19 protein-coding genes are annotated in these 22,865 nt (G+C 38.9%); 15 read left to right on the forward strand and 4 right to left on the reverse strand.

Annotation, left to right across the window (positions count from 1 at the left end; translation table 11 throughout):
• The first annotated feature begins 20 nt into the window (after nt 1-20).
• The 6 genes from uvrA (at nt 21) to AAC073_RS16360 (ending at nt 9,041) form a co-directional block, all read left to right on the forward strand.
• Nucleotides 21-2,840: an excinuclease ABC subunit UvrA gene (gene uvrA, locus AAC073_RS16335; RefSeq protein ID WP_339924864.1), complete on the forward strand. Its 2,820-nt coding sequence runs from the start codon at nt 21-23 to the stop codon at nt 2,838-2,840.
• A 164-nt stretch (nt 2,841-3,004) separates the two neighbouring features.
• Nucleotides 3,005-4,465: an MBOAT family O-acyltransferase gene (locus AAC073_RS16340; RefSeq protein ID WP_339924865.1), complete on the forward strand. Its 1,461-nt coding sequence runs from the start codon at nt 3,005-3,007 to the stop codon at nt 4,463-4,465.
• A gap of 5 nt (nt 4,466-4,470) precedes the next feature.
• Nucleotides 4,471-5,397: a hypothetical protein gene (locus tag AAC073_RS16345; RefSeq protein WP_339924866.1), complete on the forward strand. Its 927-nt coding sequence runs from the start codon at nt 4,471-4,473 to the stop codon at nt 5,395-5,397.
• Nucleotides 5,398-5,797: 400 nt separating this feature from the next.
• On the forward strand, nt 5,798-6,778 hold the full coding sequence (locus AAC073_RS16350; RefSeq protein WP_339924867.1) for an SUMF1/EgtB/PvdO family nonheme iron enzyme: 981 nt from the start codon (nt 5,798-5,800) through the stop codon (nt 6,776-6,778).
• An 18-nt stretch (nt 6,779-6,796) separates the two neighbouring features.
• Nucleotides 6,797-8,116, forward strand: a complete 1,320-nt coding sequence (locus AAC073_RS16355; RefSeq protein WP_339924868.1) for a Gfo/Idh/MocA family oxidoreductase — start codon at nt 6,797-6,799, stop codon at nt 8,114-8,116.
• 4 nt (nt 8,117-8,120) lie between these two features.
• Complete coding sequence (locus tag AAC073_RS16360) at nt 8,121-9,041, forward strand: TIM barrel protein (protein ID WP_339924869.1); 921 nt, start codon at nt 8,121-8,123, stop codon at nt 9,039-9,041.
• A gap of 82 nt (nt 9,042-9,123) precedes the next feature.
• Here the strand turns inward: AAC073_RS16360 and AAC073_RS16365 are convergent, their stop codons facing one another.
• Nucleotides 9,124-9,597: a YcxB family protein gene (locus AAC073_RS16365; RefSeq protein WP_339924870.1), complete on the reverse strand. Its 474-nt coding sequence runs from the start codon at nt 9,595-9,597 to the stop codon at nt 9,124-9,126.
• A gap of 469 nt (nt 9,598-10,066) precedes the next feature.
• Between AAC073_RS16365 and AAC073_RS16370 the strand changes: the two genes are divergently transcribed.
• The gene (locus tag AAC073_RS16370) at nt 10,067-10,288 is read left to right on the forward strand and encodes a hypothetical protein (RefSeq protein WP_339924932.1); all 222 of its coding nucleotides are present in this window, start codon (nt 10,067-10,069) and stop codon (nt 10,286-10,288) included.
• Nucleotides 10,289-10,292: 4 nt separating this feature from the next.
• On the opposite strand, the gene AAC073_RS16375 is transcribed toward AAC073_RS16370, so the two are convergent.
• Together AAC073_RS16375 and AAC073_RS16380 are read right to left on the reverse strand one after the other, a co-directional pair.
• Nucleotides 10,293-10,709, reverse strand: coding sequence for a transcriptional repressor (locus tag AAC073_RS16375; protein WP_339924871.1), 417 nt, complete (start codon nt 10,707-10,709; stop codon nt 10,293-10,295).
• A 117-nt stretch (nt 10,710-10,826) separates the two neighbouring features.
• On the reverse strand, nt 10,827-12,602 hold the full coding sequence (locus AAC073_RS16380; protein WP_339924872.1) for a sodium:solute symporter family protein: 1,776 nt from the start codon (nt 12,600-12,602) through the stop codon (nt 10,827-10,829).
• 297 nt (nt 12,603-12,899) lie between these two features.
• Here AAC073_RS16380 and AAC073_RS16385 point away from each other — a divergent pair, with 297 nt between their 5' ends.
• The 8 genes from AAC073_RS16385 to AAC073_RS16420 all read left to right on the forward strand — a co-directional run bounded on the left by AAC073_RS16385 (nt 12,900) and on the right by AAC073_RS16420 (nt 21,432).
• Complete coding sequence (locus AAC073_RS16385) at nt 12,900-13,970, forward strand: aminoglycoside phosphotransferase family protein (protein ID WP_339924873.1); 1,071 nt, start codon at nt 12,900-12,902, stop codon at nt 13,968-13,970.
• Between the two features lie 18 nt (nt 13,971-13,988).
• Nucleotides 13,989-16,082, forward strand: coding sequence for an ATP-dependent DNA helicase RecG (recG, locus tag AAC073_RS16390; protein ID WP_339924874.1), 2,094 nt, complete (start codon nt 13,989-13,991; stop codon nt 16,080-16,082).
• Between the two features lie 86 nt (nt 16,083-16,168).
• Nucleotides 16,169-17,005 carry a flagellar motor protein MotB gene (locus AAC073_RS16395; RefSeq protein ID WP_339924875.1) on the forward strand — a complete coding sequence of 279 codons (837 nt, stop codon included), beginning with the start codon at nt 16,169-16,171 and terminating at the stop codon, nt 17,003-17,005.
• Between the two features lie 8 nt (nt 17,006-17,013).
• Entirely contained in the window at nt 17,014-17,670 is a 657-nt protein-coding gene (locus AAC073_RS16400) for a pseudouridine synthase (protein WP_339924876.1), read from the forward strand.
• Between the two features lie 76 nt (nt 17,671-17,746).
• On the forward strand, nt 17,747-18,718 hold the full coding sequence (locus tag AAC073_RS16405) for a MoxR family ATPase (protein ID WP_339924877.1): 972 nt from the start codon (nt 17,747-17,749) through the stop codon (nt 18,716-18,718).
• Nucleotides 18,719-18,749: 31 nt separating this feature from the next.
• A complete protein-coding gene (locus AAC073_RS16410; protein WP_339924878.1) occupies nt 18,750-19,790 on the forward strand; it encodes a histidine kinase in 1,041 nt (346 codons plus the stop codon).
• A gap of 22 nt (nt 19,791-19,812) precedes the next feature.
• The gene (locus AAC073_RS16415; protein ID WP_339924879.1) at nt 19,813-20,547 is read left to right on the forward strand and encodes a LytTR family DNA-binding domain-containing protein; all 735 of its coding nucleotides are present in this window, start codon (nt 19,813-19,815) and stop codon (nt 20,545-20,547) included.
• 129 nt (nt 20,548-20,676) lie between these two features.
• Nucleotides 20,677-21,432, forward strand: a complete 756-nt coding sequence (locus AAC073_RS16420) for a response regulator (protein ID WP_339924880.1) — start codon at nt 20,677-20,679, stop codon at nt 21,430-21,432.
• 9 nt (nt 21,433-21,441) lie between these two features.
• Here AAC073_RS16420 and AAC073_RS16425 read toward each other — a convergent pair whose 3' ends face one another.
• The gene (locus tag AAC073_RS16425) at nt 21,442-22,800 is read right to left on the reverse strand and encodes a PhoH family protein (RefSeq protein WP_339924881.1); all 1,359 of its coding nucleotides are present in this window, start codon (nt 22,798-22,800) and stop codon (nt 21,442-21,444) included.
• Nucleotides 22,801-22,865: the final 65 nt, after the last annotated feature.

Raw genomic sequence — 22,865 nt, forward strand, 5'->3', positions numbered from 1 at the left:
GGTTGGTATCTTTGCATGTTATGGGTAGTACTACTGTCAAAAAAAGCACATCTCTCGAAGACCTGGATCCGAAATCTTTTATCATAATAAAGAATGCCCGGGTCAATAATCTTAAAAGTCTAAGCCTAGCCATTCCAAGGAATAAGCTGATAATCATTACAGGCTTATCAGGTTCGGGAAAATCTTCCCTTGCTTTCGACACTCTTTTTGCAGAAGGACAGCGGATGTATGTAGAAAGCTTAAGCTCCTACGCCAGACAATTCCTCGGCCGAATGGAGAAGCCCGAGGTAGAGTACATCAAAGGGGTATCACCAGCAATTGCCATACAGCAAGGTGTAAACACAAAAAATCCTCGATCCACGGTAGGCACTACTACTGAAATTTACGATTACCTTAAGCTTTTATTTAGCCGGATAGGCAGGACTATCTCCCCCATAAGTGGAGAGGAAGTAAAACACCATACAGTCACCGACGTAGTAGCTTATATCCATGGTTTCGAAGAAGGTGATAAGGTCATGATAAGTTGCCCCCTACACTTCAGTCCAGAAAGAGCCAGAGAAAAGGAATTGGAAGTTTTGTTACAAAAAGGCTTTACCCGTGTGCTGGTAGATGGAGAGGTATCTTTTGTAGAAGACCTGTTAGAAATAGAAAAACTGCCGGAGGGCACCTTCGAAATTCTTATTGATAGGGTATCGGTAATGAAAGAGGACGAAGGAAATCAATTTAGAATTGCAGACAGTATTCAGACTGCATTCTTTGAAGGCTTGGGAGAATGCAAGATTGTTGTGCCCGACAAAGCCGTAAGAACTTTCAGTGATAAATTTGAGCTGGATGGAATTCATTTCGAATTGCCTACAGTGAATTTTTTTAGTTTTAATAATCCCTACGGTGCTTGCAGAACCTGCGAAGGCTTTGGTTCTGTTTTGGGAATAGACCCCGACTTGGTGATTCCTGATAAGACCATTTCTATATTTGAAGGAGCCATAGCACCTTGGCGTGGAGAAACGAGTAGAAAATGGTTGGAGCCGCTTTTAAAGGATGGAATAAAATTCGATTTCCCCATCCACAGACCGTACGAAGACCTTGATGAGAAAGACAAGGCCATCCTCTGGACTGGCAATAAGTATTTTAAAGGCATCAATGATTTTTTTGCTTTCTTAGAAAGCAAACTCCATAAAATCCAGTATCGTGTAATGCTTTCCAGGTTTAGGGGACGAACTGCCTGCCCAGATTGTAAGGGAACAAGGATAAGAAAAGATGCTTCCTACGTTAAAATAGCCAATAAATCCATTACGGATATGGTGTTACTGCCAATAGACAAGGCACTGCCCTTCTTTGAAAACTTAGAACTTACTGAGACGGAGAAAAATGTATCCAAAAGATTGCTGCAAGAAATCATTAACCGACTTGAATACCTGGATCAGGTAGGCCTTGGTTATTTAACCCTTAACAGGTTAACCTCCTCCTTGTCAGGTGGAGAGTTTCAACGAATAAAGCTGGCTACATCATTGGGCAGCGCCTTGGTCGGGTCCATGTACATTCTGGATGAACCTAGCATAGGCTTGCATCCCAGAGATACGGAACGGTTAATTAGAGTATTGAAGGCACTGCGGGACTTAGGCAATACTGTAATCGTAGTGGAGCATGAGGAGAAAATCATCCTTACAGCTGACCAGATAATTGATATCGGACCAGATGCAGGAGTTCATGGCGGCGAACTGGTTTTCCAAGGTTCACTGAAAGAACTAATGGCAGCAGGAAATACACATACCTCAAGGTACCTGAGTGGTGAAGAATCTATAAGTACCAAAATCCAAAACAGAAAATGGTCAGAGCACATCTTAATTAAAGGCGCATCAGAAAATAACCTGAAAAATTTAACAGTTAAAATTCCTTTAGAGATTTTAACTGTAGTGACGGGCGTTAGTGGTTCAGGAAAATCTACCTTGGTCAAAAAAGTACTTTACCCTGCCATCGGAAAGATCCTTGGAACCGTAAATGAGGAATCAGGACGATTTGACAAAATTGAAGGGCATTATAGAAATATCAACAGGGTAGAATTCGTAGATCAAAATCCAATAGGCAAATCCTCCAGGTCCAACCCTGTAACCTATGTAAAAGCATATGATGGCATTCGGGCACTTTATTCTGATCTCCCCATTTCCAAACAAAGGGGCTACAAACCTGCCTTCTTTAGTTTCAATGTAGATGGAGGCAGGTGTGAGGCTTGCCAGGGAGAGGGCACACAGAAAATCGAGATGCAGTTTATGGCAGACATCTACCTTACTTGTGAATCATGCAAAGGGAAGCGTTTTAAAAATGAAATATTGGATGCCAAATACAATGGAAAAGACATTTCGGAAGTGTTGGACCTAACCATTGATGAAGCGATGGAATTTTTCAGCGAAAAGCAGGCAATTATCCAGAAGTTGAGGCCACTTCAAGAAGTAGGCCTTGGTTATATTGGTCTTGGACAATCCTCCAACACCCTTAGTGGTGGTGAAGCTCAAAGGGTGAAATTAGCCTCCTTCTTAGGGAAAAATGATACCAAAAAACAGGAGAAAATATTGTTCATTTTCGATGAACCAACTACCGGTTTACACTTCCATGATATAAAGAAATTGCTCTTCTCGATCAATTCGCTGATAGATCAGGGTCACACGGTTATTATCATTGAGCACAATACGGAAGTTATCATGGCTGCGGATTGGGTAATCGACTTAGGACCAGAAGGAGGCGAAAAAGGGGGATATGTCGTTTTTGAAGGCGTTCCAGAAAATTTAATGAATGAGTCAAATAATTTTACAGGAAAATATCTTTTAGAGCTAAAGAAGGGATAAAATGCAATTAATTATAAGAATAAATTTATTTTTTTCTGTCAAACAGTAAAAAAAATGATTTTTATATATAGTTTTGTGCTATATAAGTTTTAGTCATTGGTAGTAATTGAGTTACAGCCAGACTAAATCAAGCATTGTAAAACTACCTAATTACATCTCCTTTCATGTTATTCAATTCCATTGAATTCCTGATTTTCCTACCACTAGTATTTTTAATATATTGGTTCGTCTTTAATAAAAACATTAAGCTTCAAAATTCGTGGATATTGATTGCGAGCTATGTTTTTTATGGCTGGTGGGATTACCGCTTTCTTTCCTTAATATTTTTCAGCTCACTGGTTGATTTCATTATTGGTTTACAGCTCGATAAGCGAAAAAATAGGTCTCATCGAAAATGGCTGCTATTTATCAGTTTATGTGTCAACATTGGGTTTTTAGGCTTTTTTAAATATTACAATTTCTTCGCAGAGAGCTTTGCAGAAGCCTTCACCTTATTTGGAAATTCTATGGACCCTGCGAGGCTAAATATTATATTGCCTGTAGGGATTAGTTTTTACACCTTTCAGACGATGAGCTACACCATCGATGTATACCGTAAAAAGATGGCCCCTGTAGCTGAACCAATAGCCTTTTTCGCTTATGTAAGTTTTTTCCCTCAGCTAGTGGCTGGGCCAATAGAGAGGGCAACAAATTTATTGCCACAATTCTTCAAAAACAGAGAATTTAGCTATGCAAAAGCCAGTGACGGCTTGCGTCAAATGCTTTGGGGTTTATTCAAAAAAATCGTCATAGCAGACAATTGTGCCATTTATGTAAATGACATTTTTAATGATTACCAGTCCTTTTCAGGCTTTACGTTATTGCTTGGAGGGGTATTGTTTGCTTTTCAGATATACGGTGATTTTTCAGGCTATTCAGACATTGCCATAGGCGCTTCTAGGTTATTTGGCTTTGACTTAAAACGAAACTTTGCCTTCCCCTATTTTTCAAGGGACATTGCTGAATTTTGGCGAAGATGGCATATTTCCCTTTCCACCTGGTTTAGGGATTATTTGTACATACCACTGGGGGGAAGTAAAGGGGGACATGCGATAAGAAACATCTTTATTATTTTCATTGTCAGTGGATTTTGGCATGGGGCCAATTGGACTTTTATATTTTGGGGAGCCTTAAATGCGGTTTTTTACTTGCCCCTGTTGTTAACAAAAAAGAACAGAAAACACACAACGGATACAGTTGCAGCGGGAAAATACCTGCCAAGCCTCAAAGAATTCTTTCAAATGGGCATCACTTTCCTTTTAACTGTATTTGCCTGGATCTTTTTTAGAGCAGACAACCTGGCCATGGCCTTTGACTATATTTCTATCATCTTTTCATTAAAATTCTTCGTGCTACCAATTCAAGATTTTTGGAGTATGAATACGGGAAACCATTTGATCTATCTTTTCATTTTGCTAATCGGCTTCATTATTGTTGAGTGGTTACAAAGAGAAAAAAGTCATGGTTTAGAACTAAACCCTCTTAGAACCCCAAAAGCCGTTAGATGGTCATTTTACTATGCTATAATCATCTTCTGTTTCATTATGAATGGGGTGCAACAAGAGTTCATCTATTTTCAATTTTAAGTGTCATGAAAAGATTCATAGGGAATAGTCTGTATTTTGTAATTCCTTTTGTTGTATACAGCCTAATTATAGCATTTATTGATCCTTTTAACTATTTAGACGGTTTTAGTATAACCAGCGAAGAAAAGAGAGAGACGATCGCCAAGGACATTGAACCCCATCTATACAAGATTATTGCATTTGAAAATGACCCCAAAAAAAATTGGGTGTTGGGAGATTCCAGAAGTAATGGGCTTTACGACGCCATGGATCAGGATCAATGGGCCAGTTTATCCTATGGCGGAGCAAGTTTAAAAGAAATGATCCAGTCTTTTTGGTGGGCTACGGAGATTGTAAAACCAGATACCGTTTTGATAGGAATAAACCTTAATTTATACAACAAGTTTAACAGGCGTTTTTGGGTGGAAGAAACCCTTTCAAGAAAAGGAAATTATTTCACGTATGCCTTCAACAAATACACTTTCAATGCAACAGTAGCATTAACAAAATCATTAATAACCCCCGAGAAGGAACCAGAACCCGAAACAGAGGTGGATGATCCAGAAGCTAAAAAATATTACTGGCAGAAGAAGCTCAAAGAAACGGATAAGTTTTACAAAAACATTACCTACCCAGATCAATACAAAAAACAGCTCACTGAAATTGCTGAATATTGTAAAAAAGAAGATATTAAATTAATATTTTGGATTCCCCCATTGCACAAAGATTACCACGATGTACTCGAACAATATGACTTAAAGGAATATACGGAAAGATTCCGCAGTGATATGCGTGCATTTGGAGACGTTTTTGATTTCAATTACGATTCCAAATTAATCATAGATTCGCAGAACTTCCGAGATCCTGTCCATTTCAATGCCGAGATTGCCAGGGAGATTGAGAAGGAAATAAGAAATTACGCACCATCTCACTCTAAGCTATACAGGCATTAATTTACTCTTGGCAAAGAAGGAAAATCGGTTGGTAGAAAGGTATTAAAAGATAGGTTTTGTTTCCCTTTTAATAATAATCCTGGGGAACCACATGTACCTCTTGTCTATTAGTTTGTTTCTAAAATTAACTATTTGCAAAGGTGTTGTTCTCAGTAACAGACTTTTTAATTTGTCATATAGGGAGATGATAAATCACATTGAGATGAATATGCTTCAAATCAGTCTCTTTCCATACCATTCACCTGTGTTTCATACTGGGTTAATAAGATGAGTCTACCGTCCCACTAATAGAAACTTTCAATATTTAAAAAATTAAGGTAATTTAAGCATTCAATTATTTTATATTAAAAATTGAAGTAAATTACTAATAGTTAATTAAAAGAATACCTAAGCCTAATCCATGTTAAAATTATTAAAAAGAACTTTGTTTGTGAGTTCTGTTTCATCCGTCTTGTTTATAGCAAGTGCCTATCATTTCAATAAGTCCTTTGAGCCCTATTCACAAGAGATTCCTGGAACAGGTCTCTCGTTTGATATGGTACCTATACCTGAAGGAAGCTTTAAAATGGGCAGTAACAATGGTGCTGCAGATGAAACGCCAATACACGAGGTTAATGTCGATCCGTTTTGGATGGCCTCCCATGAAGTCACTTGGGATCTTTACGAATTATTTTTAGACAAGAGTTTTGAAGCCTCCTCTAGTGAAGGTCCACTAAGCCCTAAAATAGATGGCTTAACAAGGCCTTCAATCCCTTACTTGGACATGACCTTCGGAATGGGAAAAGAGCATAAACCCGCGATTGCGATGACCCAATATGGTGCCATCCAATTTTGCAGGTGGCTGTACCTTAAAACAGGTGTCTTTTTTAGATTGCCTACAGAGGCTGAATGGGAATATGCCGCCAGGGCAGGAACTAACACGAAATATTTTTTCGGAGATGATCCTTCTAAACTAGGCGAATATGCCTGGTATGGCGAAAATAGTGATGGAACTACCCAGAAAATAGGTCAAAAAAAGGCAAACCCCTGGGGGCTTTATGACATCCTTGGCAATGTAAATGAATGGACCATGGATCATTATGAAGAAGGTGCTTACGCCAGCAGAGGTGCCTCCACAGACAATCCACTAAATTTATCTGAAGACCTGTACCCTAAAGTAATCAGGGGAGGAAGTTATGATAGTAGTCCTGAAGAAATGACCAGCAGCAAACGTGCCGCCAGTACTCCGGAATGGAAAAGAATAGACCCACAAATCCCTAAAAGTCAATGGTGGTTTCCTGAGGCACCATTTTTAGGAATGAGAGTGATAAGACCGCTAACCACGCCAAGTCCAGAATTCATAGAAAAATATTACGGCAACGAGCCGATGGAAGATTATTAATAATAAACTCAACGGATAATGAAAGAAAATAATAGTAACGAAAGAAGAAATTTCATTAAAACTTCGGCATTAATAACTGGCGGCGCCATGTTAAGCCCTTTCACACTCCCTGGGGCACATGCTGCAGGAGATGACGCCATTAAGATAGCCGTCATTGGTTGTGGTGGTAGAGGTACTGGAGCAGTCTTCCAGGCCTTTGAAACTGGACAAAACATCAAATTGGTTGCAATGGCCGATGCTTTCAAAGATCGTTTGGATCAAAGCCATGAGCGTATCCTAAAAAAATATGGTAAAGATAAAGTAGTTGTTCCAGAGGAAAAGAAATTTGTAGGTTTCGATGGTTACAAACATGCCATGAAAGATGCCGACGTGGTAATTATCGCTACACCTCCAGGCTTCAGGCCTGACCATTTTGAAGAAGCAGTCCGACTGGAAAAGCAGATTTTTATGGAAAAACCTGTCGCTACAGATGCCATTGGTATCCGTAGGATTTTAGCAGCTGCAAAAACTGCTAAAGCCAAGAAACTAAACGTAGTGGTAGGCCTACAGCGTCACTATCAAGACAATTATATCCAAACCATAGACTGTATCCATAACGGTGAAATAGGTGACATCATTGGTGGACAGGTATTCTGGAATGACGGTGGTGTATGGGTAAGAGAGCGTCAGCCAGGTCAAACTGAGATGGAATACCAAATGAGAAACTGGTACTATTTCAACTGGCTCTGTGGTGACCATATCACAGAACAGCACGTTCACAACCTGGATGTTGCCAACTGGGTTAAGAATGGCTACCCAGTAAAAGCTGAGGGGACAGGTGGAAGAACCGTTAGAAGGGGTAAAGAAAATGGAGAGATTTTTGACCACCACGTTGTCTTGTTTACCTATGAGGATGGCACAGTCATCCATAGTGAATGCCGACATTTCCCAGGTGCCCACAACAGAGTAGATGAAAGCTTCCAAGGCACAAAAGGAAAAGCATACCTGAATGCCGGACATACAGGTAAATTGACTGACCTGAAAGGAAACAGCCTGTATGACCATGATGGAACAAACAATGCAAACCCTTATCAAGTGGAGCATGACATGTTATTTGATGCGGTTGTAAAAGGAGAATACAAGTTTGCTGATGCAGAAAATGCTGCAAAAAGTACCATGACCTCTATTTTAGGCCGTTATGCAACTTATTCCGGAAAACCAGTCACTTGGGACGAAGGAATTAATTCAGATGTAAACCTTAAGCCAGATACATTGGCATGGGATGCTTTGCCAAAAGTACTTCCAAATGAAGATGGTTTTTATCCTTATGCAATTCCTGGTCAAACAAAAGTAGTCTAAACTCATGGAAAGAAGAAAATTTATAAGAAACGTATCCCTGGGAACCGCTGCAGCTGGTATAGCTGGGGTTAGTACCAGTAAGGCTGCTCAGGCAAACAATTTTGAAGCAGATGCTACTTTCAACCTGGACTATGCCCCACATTTTGGCATGTTTAAAAATCTAGCCGGGGAAGATCTTCTGGACCAGATTACTTTCATGCACGAAAGAGGCTTTAGAAGTCTGGAAGACAATGGGATGATGAAAAGAACTCCTGAAATGCAGGAGAAGATCGGTAATCACCTGGCAAAGCTAGGAATGACCATGGGCGTTTTTGTTCTTGATAAAGGAGGAAATGGTGCCAACACCCTGGCTGCTGGAAAGCAAGAATATGTGGATATTTTCTTGGCAGGATGTAAAAAGGCAGTAGAAACATCTAAACGTGTTAATGCAAAGTGGACTACTGTAGTTCCAGGAGATTTTCAGAGGGATTTACCCCTTGATATCCAAACTGCCAATGTGATAGAAGCCCTACGAAAAGGGGCAGAAATACTTGAGCCACATGGACTAACAATGGTATTGGAGCCTCTTAGTGACAATCCAAACCTTTACTTAAGGTATTCCCCTCAAACTTACCTTGTTTGTAAGGGAGTTGATAGCCCCAGCTGTAAAATTTTGTATGACATCTATCACCAACAAAAAAATGAAGGTCACCTCATTACTTTGATGGAAATGTGCTGGGAAGAGATTGCTTATATACAAATTGGCGACAATCCAGGAAGAAAAGAACCTGGAACCGGTGAGATCAACTTCAAAAATGTGTTTAAATACATTTACGAAAAAGGATTCAAAGGAGTTTGTGGCATGGAACATGGAAATTTCGGTTCCGGCAAGGAAGGTGAAGAAGCAGTAATTCAAGCTTATAGAGAAGCTGATAGTTTCCGCTAAGCCAAGAATACCTCAATAGACTTAAAAAGGGCAGATATGTTGAATATCTGCCCTTTTTATTATCGGAGGTTTTATAGCAGTCTTATGCTAAAAATCCTTTGCGTTTCAATATTGTCTCAACAAATTTTACTTCGTTTTGGGTGTTGAAGATTTTAAACGGAAGATGAATAAACTGAGCCTTAGACAATACAAGAATATAGGCATCGTCTTTTACCTGGGCCTCTTTTATCATTTCCCATTTAATGGGCATACCCTGTTTGCTGTTGATTTTCATAAGTACCTGACGACTGTCAATTTCATAAGAAAGCCGCTCAAACATAACCTTATTCTGTTCCATCTGGGTAACACCTGCAAACTGAATTACCCAAAAAAGCCAGTACAATGTGTAAGCCAATAAGGCCATGCTAATCCACCACCATGAGGGTATCCAAAAATACCCACAAGCAATGGCTATAGCGATCAATACCACCCACCACTGTTGTTTTAAAATGTTTTTTAATCCCTGTTTGATATAAGTACCTGTTTCCAGTTTATATTTTTTTGTTTTTACGATCATTATCAAATATTCATTTTGCTGCGCAAATATCTTACCTTATCCATTAGATAGCAAGTTTATTTCCTATCCCTTTCTATTTTTTTATAATTTTCACTACCATTAAAGCCCTATCCAATGTCACCAAGACAATTTTCCTCCATTTTGTACCCTAGTAGGTATTAAATAACCATTTTAATCCAGGTAGAAACAATTCAAAAAATCAATAGTAAAGCTTACAAATACATGTTCAATGTATCCCATTTCATAAGGAGAAGGAGATAATTAACCCCAATCCGCCTGTATTTAGCAATAAAGCTTTCTTATTTTTAAGGCTTCAAGCAAGTATTCAACATGCCGAATTGTTATGAAAAACACTGCTTGGAAGGCACTTTTATTCAACTGATAAGCCATTGAACCGAATTAAACCTCCCCCCTACGAGTTGATATATTCAAATTATTATTGTAACTTATTGGTTAAACATTCGATATGATGAATAGCCTGGTGATAGATTTGATTTTATGTGGTGTAGCCTACGTGGTATTGATATACTTTGTAGCCACACTTACTAAGTCTAAAATCAAAAGAAACCGGAAAAACAACGATGAAGATGGTGACGGAGGAGTAGAAGACAATACGCCACCTGTAATAGATTTACCACCAGGAATCGTTTGGCCTACAGAGGAGAAAGAAAAGAATCCAATCGCCTTTTAATTTTTTATTTGCACTTATTGCAAATCCCCTGAATCAATAAATTCATTTCCCTTAGCTCATAACCTTTCGGCAGGGAAACTTTAGGGAGGGAAATTTCATCCAAACAACTTGTATTCCCACACTTCTCACATTTGAAATGTACATGCTCGTGATCATGATGTGGGACTGCTGAACTATGATTGCAAAGCGCATATTTGGCTGCACCAGTATCGTCCAGCACTTTATGAACAAGGTCATTCTCCAAAAACGTTTTCAGCGTTCTATAAATAGTTACCCTATCAAAATTATCCTTTAATGCATCTTCTAGATCAGCATGAGACAAGGCTACTTTCCTATTAAGAAAAGTGGAAAGCACATCTCTCCTGCAACTGGTTACTCTTAGGTTATTGTCTTTTAATATTTCAGCCGTTTTATTAGCCATAAGTTTTCTTTTGGGATGACTTAAATATTCAACTGCTATAAGGGTGTTTTCATCTATTAATAAGCTGAAACCACTCTTATTTCTGGTCTTAATCTGTAATAAGTGATCCCTTTAGGATCACCTCATTTTTTTCCAACCTTTATAAACTAGGACACCACCAGCAAATGTAATTATTGTTGCAATTATTGCTGGAATTGTTTCGCCATAAATCCAGAACCCTACACCAAATAAAGCCGAGAAGACCATAATTGAAGCAATCAGCATTAAGCCTATTTCCATAGGCAATTGCCCTACTTCTTCTTTTACATCAGGGTGTTTGATTAATAATTTTTTCCAACCGTAAGATGCAGGCCTAACTTTCTTATAAAAAGCAATTAACACTTTATCATCCTCAGGCTTGGTCAATAAGGTAACAGACACCCATGTAATCGTAGTGATAGATACACCCAAAAGTAATTTCAGGTATCCCATGTCTTCCGGTATAGGCCAAAAGCCTAATTTATTGTGAATTGATTCAAAATAAATCGCCACTATAAAGGAAACGATCATTGCCGAGATTTCAGTATAAGCGTTAATTCTCCACCAAAACCAGCGCAAAATAAATATCAAACCAGTACCTGCACCAATTTGTAACAGAATATTGAAAGCTTCAAGGGCATTGGAAAGTACTGTGGCCAATAATGCTGCAAGCAACATTAGGCCAACTGTGGAAATTCTACCAACAGCCACAAGCTCTTTGTCAGAAGCATCTGGCTTGACAAACCTTGAGTAGAAATCATTAACCACATAAGAAGAACCCCAGTTAAGGTGTGTTGACAAGGTAGACATTACTGCAGCGATCAAGGATGCAAGTACAATTCCTATTAGCCCCTTAGGGAGGAAGGTAAGCATGGCTGAGTAAGCTAAATCATCCCCAAGCTTGCTCGCTTCTATATGAGGAAAAGCCTCTTGCATATCACTCAACTGAGGGAAAAGTATGAGGGAAGACAAAGCAATTATAATCCAAGGCCAAGGTCGAATGGCATAATGAGTGATATTAAACAACAAAGTTGCACCGATCGCATTCTTCTCGTCTTTGGCCGATAACATTCTTTGAGCGATGTAACCCCCACCACCTGGCTCTGCGCCTGGGTACCATGTAGCCCACCACTGGATGGCCAAAGGCATTATAAATAAAGGTATCAATACGTTCCAATCACTGAAGTCTGGAATGATGTTAAGTTTTCCCACTACATTTGGATGTGTCAACAATGCATCTAGACTACCTATTTCAGGTAAAGTAATGATATAAATGGCTGCACCGAAGGCTCCAATCATGGCAATGAAAAACTGAAAAAAATCAGTAAGTAAAACGCCTTTTAGACCTCCCAAAGAACTATAAAATACAGTAACTACAGAGACAATCAAAAGCGTTTCAATAGAACTAAGTCCTAACATCACGCCAAAGATCTTTATCGCAGCAAGGGAAACCGTGGCCATAATTACAACGTTGAAAAACACTCCCAGGTACAAGGCCCTAAATGCTCTCAAAAAAGCAGCAGCCTTACCTCCATACCTAAGTTCATAGAATTCCAAGTCGGTAGTGACTTCAGACCTTCTCCAAAGTTTTGCGTAAACAAATACCGTCAACATCCCTGTCAATAAGAATGCCCACCAAACCCAGTTACCAGAAACACCGTTTTTCCTAACAATATCGGTTACCAAATTGGGTGTATCTGCTGAAAAGGTCGTGGCTACCATACTAACCCCCAATAACCACCAAGGCATATTTCTTCCGGAAAGAAAGAATTCTTTAGCGTTTTTGCCTGCCGTTTTAGAGGCATAAACCCCTACTAGCATGGAAATAACAAAAAATGCAATGATTATTGCCCAATCAAGGATTGAAATATTCATGTTGAAGTATTTATATTATAATTTTTTCAAATAATGCTTATGTGCTAGGTATTCAACCTTCGAGTAAGAAGAAAATTTTTCCAAATAAATAAAACTTTTTCAATTATTTTAATTAATTCCTTTAAATATTTGTAGAACAAGAAGTATTTCTTCTTTCATTGAGTTTCAAAACACTTCAAAGGTAAATATAAACCCTTTCAATAATATATAATTTAAAAGTATTGTAAATTTACCCTTTGGAAATGCTAAAGGGACAACTTAAATCTTTTAAGCTTCTAAGAACTTCGAATTAATACTATGAAAGATACCATATTGGATGCGCTCAAAGCTGCATATAAGTTAGATGCAGACAACCTAGTTGCCAGTAGATTTGGCTCAGGACATATCCATAAAACGTACAAGGTAGATAGCAATACTCAGTCCTATATACTACAGGAATTCAACGATACCGTTTTCAAATATCCAGAACGGATTTCAAATAACCTGGGCTACCTACTTGATAATTTTGACCCTGCCAACATTCCATTTATTTTGCCACTCCCTATCCCCAACCTTGATGGTGGTCTATTTACAGAATTGGACGGAGGCCTGTACAGGCTTTTTCCATTCGTAAACGGAGTGACCAGAGATGATATTGATTACAAAGAGCAGGCAAGCAAGGCCGCTGAAGCCTTTGCCTATTTTGTACTCGTCTTTTTACCTACAGATGCTAACAAACTTCAGGATACCATTCAGGATTTTCATCACCTAGGATGGCGCTACAGTCAATTCGATGATGCATTAAAAGCCCCATCCATTGAGATAGATGAGGAGACCAGAGAGATGATTGCCTACTACGAAAAACGCAAGGACTTGCTTGGTCAATATGGGGCTTACCGCGATAAGTTACCACTGAGGGCAACCCATAATGACACCAAGATTAACAACCTAATCTTTAGTGAAGACTTAAAAAAAGTCAACGCTGTAATAGATCTGGATACCATTATGGCAGGTTTCGTATTCTATGACTTTGGAGACCTTGCCAGAACAGTGGCCTGTACAAGAGACGAATCTTCTCTAGACTGGGGAAATATAAATATCGACATGGTCAAATATGAAGGGCTTCTTGAAGGTTTTTATACTGTCTTGGCGGGTCATGTTACTGAGGAGGAGTTAAATTCCCTTTCATATGGTGCCGAAATGATGACCCTTATCATGGGCCTTCGTTTTCTTACTGACCACCTTAAAGGAAACACTTACTATCAAGTGGATTACGAGGAACAGAATCTTCACCGGTCCAAAAATCAAGCGGAGTTGCTAAATGCTTTTATGGAAAAAAGAGCCGAAATCAAAACCCTTGAAACGAATCTAAAAAGAAAATTTCTGTGAAGCATTAAATAGTAAGACTTGTCCGGATTCTTTGATACTAAAATCGAATACCTGAAAGGAGTAGGCCCTCAAAAAGCAGCTTTGATCAATAAGGAGTTGGATATTTTTACCTTCGGTGAAATGCTACAGCACTATCCTTTCAGGTATGAGGATAGGACTAAATTTTATAAGATTAGTGACATCCGATCAGACATGCAACAGGTGCAATTGATTGGCTCGATCTACTCCATGGAGACCATCGGTGATGGTAGAAAAAAGCGGCTGGTCGCACAGTTTAGGGACGAAACAGGGGCGATAGAATTGACTTGGTTTAAAGGCATACAATGGGTAACCAAAAGACTGGTGAAAGGTGCCCCAATGATCGTTTTTGGGAAACCACAGCAGTTTGGAAGAAAAATTAGCATAGCCCATCCTGAACTTGAACCCCTCACCAATAAGCAGGAAAAAGAGGTTAACTTTCAACCGGTCTATCCTACTACTGAGAAATTGCGTAGCAGGTACCTTGACAGCAAGGGTTTGTCCAAAATAGTAGAAACCCTGCTTCCTTTGGTCCTTCCAAAGGTACCGGAGACCTTGCCTTTCACCCTTTGCCAATCTCTGAGCTTAGCCCCAAAACCTTTAGCCCTAAAAGAAATACACTTTCCATCCGGCCATCAGGCATTAAAAAAAGCACTCTACAGGCTGAAGTTTGAAGAATTCTTTTTCTTACAATTGCGGTTGCTTAAAATGAACCTGACCAGAACTGAAACATTCAGAGGTAAAGTTTTGGACAAGACAGGACTATTAACAAAGTTTTACCAGGATTTTTTGCCTTTTGACCTTACCAATGCCCAAAAAAGGGTCATTAGAGAAATATACAACAACCTGAAATCTGGCTTACAAATGAATCGATTGGTTCAGGGAGATGTGGGCTCGGGCAAAACCATTGTAGCATTTATTTGTCTATTGGTAGCGGTGGATTCCGGTTTTCAAACCTGTCTGATGGCTCCCACCGAAATCCTAGCCACACAGCATTACGAAGGATTAAAAGATTATTCCGATAAAATGGGCCTAAAGATAGCCCTGCTTACAGGCTCCACCAGTAAAAAAAATCGCGCGATTATTCATGGGGCATTAAAATCAGGAGAACTTAATTTACTGGTAGGTACCCATGCCCTCTTAGAGGATGTCGTAGTATTCAAACAGCTAGGCTTGGCTATCATCGATGAACAGCATCGATTTGGAGTGGCTCAAAGGGCAAAGTTATGGGGAAAGAACACGGACTTTTACCCACATGTGCTCGTGATGACTGCTACGCCAATCCCTAGAACACTTGCCATGACGGTTTATGGCGATCTGGATATTTCTGTGATCGATGAAATGCCTGCAGGTAGGAAACCTATTCAAACAGTGCACAGGTATGACAAGGACAGGCTTAAAGTTTTTGGCTTTTTAAAAAAAGAAATTGAAAAAGGCCGTCAGGTTTATATTGTCTACCCCTTGATTGAAGATTCTGAAAAAATGGATCTCAAAAGCTTAATGGATGGACATGAAAGCATTTGTCGGGCCTTCCCTAATATGCCTATAGGCATATTGCATGGCAATATGAAGCCTGTCGACAAAGATTTTGAGATGAACAGGTTTGTAAAAAACGAAACAAAAATCATGGTAGCAACCACTGTCATTGAAGTTGGCGTAAATGTCCCCAATGCTTCGGTCATGGTTATAGAAAATGCAGAAAGATTCGGCCTCTCTCAGTTACACCAATTGAGAGGACGCGTAGGCAGGGGTTCGGACCAATCCTACTGTGTATTGATGAGCAAATACGAGTTAAGTAAAGACAGTAGGGTACGTCTTGATACCATGGTAAGAACCAATGATGGATTTGAGATTGCAGACGTAGATCTCAAGCTGAGAGGACCTGGTGATTTAGCTGGCACACAACAATCAGGCATTACGGATTTAAAAATTGCAGACATTGGAAGAGACAGTGAGATTCTGGTACAAGCCCGAGCATCTGCCCAATCCATTTTGGAAAAAGACCCCCAACTAAATAGCCAAGAAAATAAGCCAATAGCTGATCAGTTGGCCCGGCTAAAAAAGAATGAAATGAATTGGAGCAGGATTTCTTGAACTATTTGGCCGAAAAAGCAATGTTTTCAACAGAAGCCCTTAAATTGGTATGTTTTTCGTTACAGGTTTCTTAAAACTAGACAATTATGTGGAACAAGATAATTTTTCGAAGTATCGTACTATTGATTCCTTTATGGTATTCATGCGTACCCCAAAAGAAATACAACGAAGTAAATATAAGGAATGCAGAAATGATGCGTTCATTGAGAGAGACAGAAAACAACCTGGACAGTACCAATAATAGTCTTGAGGACTTTAAGACAAAGGCTGAAAAGCTGGAAGAGGAAGTCGCTTCCTATAAAAGTAAAAATGCTGCCTTGGATGCCAAGCTAGACAGGGCCATCGCTACCTCCTCATCCGTTCAGCAAGAGCTGTCTGCAAAAGACCAACGAATGGTAGAGCAACAGGAAAGATTAGATTTATTGCAAAGTCTACTGGATGAGCAAAAAGCGGTGATGGAAGGGTTAAAAACCACTATAGACAAAGCGCTGGTTCAATACCGTTCAGATGAGTTGCAGGTATATGAGCAGGACGGAAAATTGTACGTTTCTCTACAGGACAAGCTATTGTTTCCTTCAGGAAGTGCCACGGTCAACAAAGATGGCAAAGAAGCCCTCAGCAAATTGGCTGTCGTAATCAATAACAGTCCTGACATACAGATTTTGGTCGAAGGGCATACCGACAATGTTCCTATACGAGGTAAATTTGAAGACAATTGGGCATTAAGTACTGCCAGAGCAACTGCAATTGTGCGCATTTTAACCAATTCTTATGATGTTGTTCCCGAACGGGTAACAGCTGCAGGTAGAAGTTTTTACTATCCAAAAACCTCAAATGAAACTGCAGAAGGAAGGGCTAAAAACAGGAGAACTGAAATCATTCTTACCCCTCAATTGAACGAACTATTCCAATTGTTGCGGTAAAAGATATTATGGCACTTAGTTATTACATTATTTACAAACCTTTTGGCGTGCTGAGTCAATTTAGCGGAGAAGGAAACACCCTGGGCATGCTTAGTGATTTCCCTTCCGATGTTTACCCTGTGGGTAGGCTGGACAAGGATAGCGAAGGTTTATTGCTATTAACCAATGACACCCGATTAAACCATTTATTGCTGGACCCAAATTATTCTCATGAAAGAACCTACTGGGTTCAGGTAGAAGGAGAAATAACGGATCAAGCCTTGAAAGATCTTGAATCGGGAGTAGAAATTTCCGTTAATAAAAAAATACATAAAACGCTCAAGGCAAAAGCTGAGCGACTTAAAGATGTGGCAGGCATATTACCTGAACGGGATCCCCCCATTAGGTTTAGGAAAAATGTACCTGATTCATGGATAGCCATCACCCTCAAAGAGGGGAAAAACCGGCAGGTAAGAAAAATGACGGCCGCAGTTGGCTTTCCAACCCTTCGCTTGGTGAGGTGGTCATTGGAAGGGTTAAGCATTAAAGGATTTGGAGTCGGTGACGTAAGGCTCCTGGATGGTGCTACTCTTTACCCTACTTTGGGTATTTCAGGTAAAGGACAAACCAGTGAAGCCCTAAAAAAGCCTCAATATCAAAAAACGAAAAAGAAGAAAAGGTACTAAATTGCGATAAAGAATGAATTGTTCTAATTTAGGCTTCTTATAGGCAAAAAATAAATAGAAATTTCAAATATCCATTATGCATCAGGAGAAGATAAAGGAAGTAATTAATGAAGTAAAAAAAGTTGTAGTTGGGCAGGAAAAAATGGTCAACAGGCTTTTAATAGGTCTATTTACAAATGGTCATATTTTGTTGGAGGGAGTACCCGGTCTAGCCAAAACGTTGACCGTAAACACCCTATCCAAGGTGCTTCACCTGGACTTTAAGCGTATCCAGTTTACCCCAGATCTATTGCCAGCTGATCTGATCGGTACTATGATATACAATCAATTGAATGCTAATTTTGAGGTGAAAAAAGGACCTATTTTTTCGAATATTGTTTTAGCAGATGAGATTAACAGGTCTCCAGCCAAAGTACAATCAGCTTTACTTGAAGCCATGCAGGAAAAACAGGTCACCATTGGTGAAACTACTTTCCCCCTTGATAAACCTTTTCTAGTATTGGCCACACAAAACCCTGTAGATCAGGAAGGCACTTACCCCTTGCCTGAAGCGCAGGTGGATAGGTTTATGATGAAGGTAAATATTGAGTACCCTACAAAATCTGATGAGCTAGAAGTCATGAGAAGGATGACCAATGCTAATTTCATTTCAGAAGTCAACCCAATTTTGGGTAAAGAAGATATTTTCGCCATAAGAAGTGCCATTAATGAAGTTCAAATAGCGGAAGCATTAGAAAACTATATTATCGAGGTGGTTTTTTCTACAAGATATCCGGAAAAATATGGCATGCATGAAGAGGCGAAGTACATCCAATTTGGTGCTTCTCCTAGAGCATCCATAAACCTAAACCTCGCAGCCAAAGCAAACGCTTTTATGCAAGGCAGAGATTATGTATTGCCTGAAGACATTAAAGAAATTGCTGAGGATGTTCTTAACCACAGAATAATCTTAAATTATGAGGCTGAGGCAGACGGCATCAGCACACGTGATTTGATCAATAAAATTCTTGACAAAATACCTTTAAATAAAACAGTTGCAATTCAGTAGAGGCAAAGGTGCAGCCGGAAGAAGGGTTTGAATGGATAAATACAAGTTATATTGGTTGTTACAAATTTTTGGTTGGCTGAGCTTCGCTTTAGTCAACCTGTTTTTTGTATCTATGGCCCGAGGGATAACTCCTATTCAAATTGGTGCCTATATATCTTTAGCGATTTTCTATTTTGCATCTACCCACTTTTTTCGCTACTTAATCAAAAATAAAAGCTGGCTTGAGTTCCCAATTGGCAAATTGATAAGCCATGTCTTGATCGCCGTTTTGATCCTTGGAATTCTAAATACAATCTCTCAAATCCTCATCAACTGGATCTTTGGCACCCTACATCTTCCACAGGATTTCAGCCCATTGGTGATTATAGTCAACCTATTCACCAGCTTTCTTTATTATTCCTTATGGGCCTTGTTGTATTTTCTTTTTTACTTTCTAGACAATTACAACTCTAGCTTGCAATACCAGGCAAGGATTAATGAGATTAAGCTTATCCACCTTCGCAATCAACTGAACCCTCACTTTATTTTCAATGCCTTGAATAGCGTACGGGCTTTGGTAGATGAAGATCCTATAAAAGCCAAATCTGCCATCACCCAATTGTCTAATATATTGAGGTATTCTTTAGTGGTAGACAAACACAAAACTATTTCCTTAGCAGATGAAATGAAGACGGTAAAGGATTATTTAAATCTTGAATCTATCCGGTTTGAAGAGCGGTTAAAGGTAATATATGATGTGGAGCCCAAAACCAATCAATACAGAATTCCTCCGATGATGTTACAAACGATAGTGGAAAATGGCATCAAACATGGGATTTCAAATTTAATGAAAGGTGGGCTAATTGAGATAAAATGCACCGTCGGATTGCTAGATGATTTATACATTTGGGTAAGGAACAGTGGTCAGTTAAAACCATCAGGATCTACCAAAAAAAAAGGTGAAGGACACGGTATCGCCAACACCATTCAACGGTTAAAACTTATTTTTGGAAACAAGGCTTCATTCAAGATTTTCAATTATGGAAATGAATTTGTAGTGACAGAAATAAAAATACCGAAACAAAAAGGTTAATTTAGAGGAAAATATAAATATTATGCGCGTATTAGTAGTAGATGATGAAAGATTGGCCAGAAAAGAGCTTATCAGCTTACTGAGCCAAAATGACAACATAGAAATTCTGGGCGAAGCACCAAATGTAGATGAAGCCAAGGAAAAAATAGAATCGCTACAGCCCGATGTAGTTTTTTTAGATATTCAAATGCCAGAGAAAACTGGTTTTGACCTTCTTGAAGAATTGGATTATGTCCCTTTGGTCGTGTTTATCACCGCTTATGATGAATTTGCGCTTCAGGCTTTTCAGGTAAATGCACTCGACTATTTACTAAAACCAATTGAATCGGAAAGATTAACTGAAACCTTAAAAAAGCTTGAGAAAAAGCTCGAGGAATTAAAAAAAGAGGATGAATTCACAACAGATGCTCCTAAGGATAAGCTTGCTTTAAACGATCAGGTCTTTGTTAAAGACGGAGACAAGTGCTGGTTTGTGAAATTGGCAAATGTTAGACTTTTCGAATCTGATGGGAATTATATTAAGGTCTATTTTGAAAAAAATAAGCCGATGATTCACAAGTCACTTAATGCACTCGATGAAAGATTAGACGAAAAATCCTTCTTTAGAGCCAGTAGAAAACACATCATAAACCTGAGCTGGGTAGAAACTATAGAACCATGGTTCAACGGTGGTTTAGTCGTAACGCTCAAGGGTGGCGAGCGAATCGAAGTCAGTAGAAGACAGGCTGCCAGGTTCAAAGATTTAATGAGTTTATAGCTTTAAAACCAAAATAATTGAATTAAATGATCAGTTAATTGTTTATTCTGTGCTTTTTTTTGTATTTTAATTTGTAAATTTCGTTACAGCAATGATACCAATATTTTTCAATTACAAAACAGTTTAGAAATGAAAGAAGAACGGATACTGATCGTTGAGGACGATGTAAATATTTCCGAAAATATCGAAGAGATTTTACAACTTTTAGGTTATGTAAACATAGACATTGCCAATTCTGCAAATCAGGCCATCAAAGTGGTGAAAAAATACCGCCCTGACATGGTATTTATGGATATCAAGTTAAAAGGCGATAAAGATGGAATAGAATTGGGAGAAATAATCCAGCAAATGGTGGATGCCCCTATTGTATATGTTACCTCTTACAGCGATCCAGCAATTATAGAAAGAGCCAAGAGAACCCACCCTGCAGGTTTTATAGTTAAGCCTTTCAATAGCAATGACATCCATGCGATGGTGGAAATTGTACTGTACAATCAAAGAACAAGACCCGCTACCTCCGAAGGAACCTCTTCAAAGATAGCAGAAAGCCCCTACTTAGTGGTTGACGCGGTTTATATCAAGGCAGACAATAGTTTTGAAAGAGTAGATTACAGCGATATTTATTATGTTGAAGCCAATGGGAACATGGTAACCATTTTCTCGAAAAACAGAAACTTCACGATCCGCAAATCAATGAAGGATATGGAAGAGAAGTTACCCTCCAATTTATTTTTAAGGGTTCAAAAATCATACATTGTTCAATTGGCTCAAATAGAAAGCTTCAACACTAAAGAGATTTACCTGAGAACAGGTGATGTAGTGCAAGTGGGAAGACAATACTACAATAGCTTCCTAGCGAAACTCAATACAATAACGGAGAGTTAAGCTACTATTTCATAGCAATTCATTGGCGAGATTGGCCAATTCCGACCTTTCTCCCTTTTCTAATTTAATATGGGCATAAAGAGGGTGATTCCTTGCTCTGTCTATCAGGTAGGACAAGCCGTTACTCTGACTATCCAGATAAGGAGTGTCAATTTGAAAAACATCTCCGGTGAAAACGATCTTAGTGTTTTCACCGGCCCTACTTATTATGGTTTTGACCTCATGAGGAGTTAAATTCTGCGCTTCGTCTACTATAAAGAAAATATTAGACAAGGAACGGCCACGAATATAGGCCAATGGCTGAATGACCAATTTTTCTTGGTTGATCATGTCCGTGATACGTTGGTATTCCTTATCACTTTCCTGGTATTGATTTTGGATGAACTTCAAATTATCCCAAAGTGGTTCCATATAGGGATTCAACTTTGATTTGATATCACCTGGCAAATAACCTATATCCTTGTTGCTCAAGGGAACAATCGGTCTTGCTAAAAAGATCTGCTTGTAATCTTTTCGCTGCTCCAAAGCACCAGCAAGAGCTAAAAGTGTTTTTCCCGTTCCTGCTACGCCCTGAATGGACAAAAGCTTGATTTCCGGATCCAAAATGGCATGAAGGGCAAAAGCTTGTTCCGCATTTTTTGGTGTAATATTGTACGCGATGGATTTAGAAATTCTAGAAAATCGACTTTGTTCGGCTCGATAAAAAGCAAGTATGGATGCGTTACTTTCCACTCCTTTAAGAATATAAAAAGTATTGTTTTTTGGTAGGGCTTTTACTTTACCAAAAATCTCCTTGCCTTCAAGACTTCCTTTTTCGTAAAGATCATTGATTATGTCATTGTTTAAGTTTTCGATTATGCCTTTCCCCGTATTTTCTATTTCACTTATATTCTTAATTTTTCCCGTTTCATAATCTTCAGCAGCAATATCCAACGATTTAGCCTTCAGTCTAAGGTTAATGTCTTTGCTGACAAGGACAACTTTTCTGTTTTTTTCAGTTTCCTTTAAGCTTAATGCTGCATTCAGAATCCTATGGTCATTCTTTTCTTCTCCAAAAATCTCATTGGCATTGAGCTTATTATCGGAATTCATCATTATTTTAAAAGACCCTTTATTTTTCCCATTTAAAGGGGTCCAGTGTTGAATCATATGGTCTTTGGATAGCTTATCCAAAAGCCGAATAAATTCTCTGGACTCAAAATTTTTAGTATCGTTCCCTTTTTTAAACTGATCCAACTCTTCCAATACTGTAATGGGGATGACCACATCATGCTCAGCAAAATTCAAAATGGAATGATGGTCATATAGAATAACCGAGGTGTCAAGCACAAAAATTTTCGAGGCACTACTTGTTGTTTTTTTCAACATATGGCTTATCTGAAGGTAAAAGTCTACTAATAATAATTATTTTAATTTACAATGCTTCAATAATG

The sequence above is a fragment of the uncultured Cyclobacterium sp. genome (assembly GCF_963977555.1).
GTDB lineage: Bacteria > Bacteroidota > Bacteroidia > Cytophagales > Cyclobacteriaceae > Cyclobacterium.

What these genes read in the sequence shown, in the direction of transcription:
- AAC073_RS16340 (WP_339924865.1), top strand. Translation starts at nt 3,005, where the DNA reads ATGTTATTCAATTCCATTGAATTCCTGATTTTCCTACCACTAGTATTT.
- AAC073_RS16360 (WP_339924869.1), top strand. Translation starts at nt 8,121, where the DNA reads ATGGAAAGAAGAAAATTTATAAGAAACGTATCCCTGGGAACCGCTGCA.
- AAC073_RS16350 (WP_339924867.1), top strand. Translation starts at nt 5,798, where the DNA reads ATGTTAAAATTATTAAAAAGAACTTTGTTTGTGAGTTCTGTTTCATCC.
- AAC073_RS16380 (WP_339924872.1), bottom strand. Translation starts at nt 12,602, where the DNA reads ATGAATATTTCAATCCTTGATTGGGCAATAATCATTGCATTTTTTGTT.
- AAC073_RS16420 (WP_339924880.1), top strand. Translation starts at nt 20,677, where the DNA reads ATGAAAGAAGAACGGATACTGATCGTTGAGGACGATGTAAATATTTCC.
- AAC073_RS16405 (WP_339924877.1), top strand. Translation starts at nt 17,747, where the DNA reads ATGCATCAGGAGAAGATAAAGGAAGTAATTAATGAAGTAAAAAAAGTT.
- AAC073_RS16355 (WP_339924868.1), top strand. Translation starts at nt 6,797, where the DNA reads ATGAAAGAAAATAATAGTAACGAAAGAAGAAATTTCATTAAAACTTCG.
- AAC073_RS16410 (WP_339924878.1), top strand. Translation starts at nt 18,750, where the DNA reads ATGGATAAATACAAGTTATATTGGTTGTTACAAATTTTTGGTTGGCTG.
- AAC073_RS16345 (WP_339924866.1), top strand. Translation starts at nt 4,471, where the DNA reads ATGAAAAGATTCATAGGGAATAGTCTGTATTTTGTAATTCCTTTTGTT.
- AAC073_RS16415 (WP_339924879.1), top strand. Translation starts at nt 19,813, where the DNA reads ATGCGCGTATTAGTAGTAGATGATGAAAGATTGGCCAGAAAAGAGCTT.
- AAC073_RS16370 (WP_339924932.1), top strand. Translation starts at nt 10,067, where the DNA reads ATGAATAGCCTGGTGATAGATTTGATTTTATGTGGTGTAGCCTACGTG.
- AAC073_RS16365 (WP_339924870.1), bottom strand. Translation starts at nt 9,597, where the DNA reads ATGATCGTAAAAACAAAAAAATATAAACTGGAAACAGGTACTTATATC.
- AAC073_RS16375 (WP_339924871.1), bottom strand. Translation starts at nt 10,709, where the DNA reads ATGGCTAATAAAACGGCTGAAATATTAAAAGACAATAACCTAAGAGTA.
- AAC073_RS16425 (WP_339924881.1), bottom strand. Translation starts at nt 22,800, where the DNA reads ATGTTGAAAAAAACAACAAGTAGTGCCTCGAAAATTTTTGTGCTTGAC.
- AAC073_RS16400 (WP_339924876.1), top strand. Translation starts at nt 17,014, where the DNA reads ATGGCACTTAGTTATTACATTATTTACAAACCTTTTGGCGTGCTGAGT.
- uvrA (WP_339924864.1), top strand. Translation starts at nt 21, where the DNA reads ATGGGTAGTACTACTGTCAAAAAAAGCACATCTCTCGAAGACCTGGAT.
- AAC073_RS16385 (WP_339924873.1), top strand. Translation starts at nt 12,900, where the DNA reads ATGAAAGATACCATATTGGATGCGCTCAAAGCTGCATATAAGTTAGAT.
- AAC073_RS16395 (WP_339924875.1), top strand. Translation starts at nt 16,169, where the DNA reads ATGTGGAACAAGATAATTTTTCGAAGTATCGTACTATTGATTCCTTTA.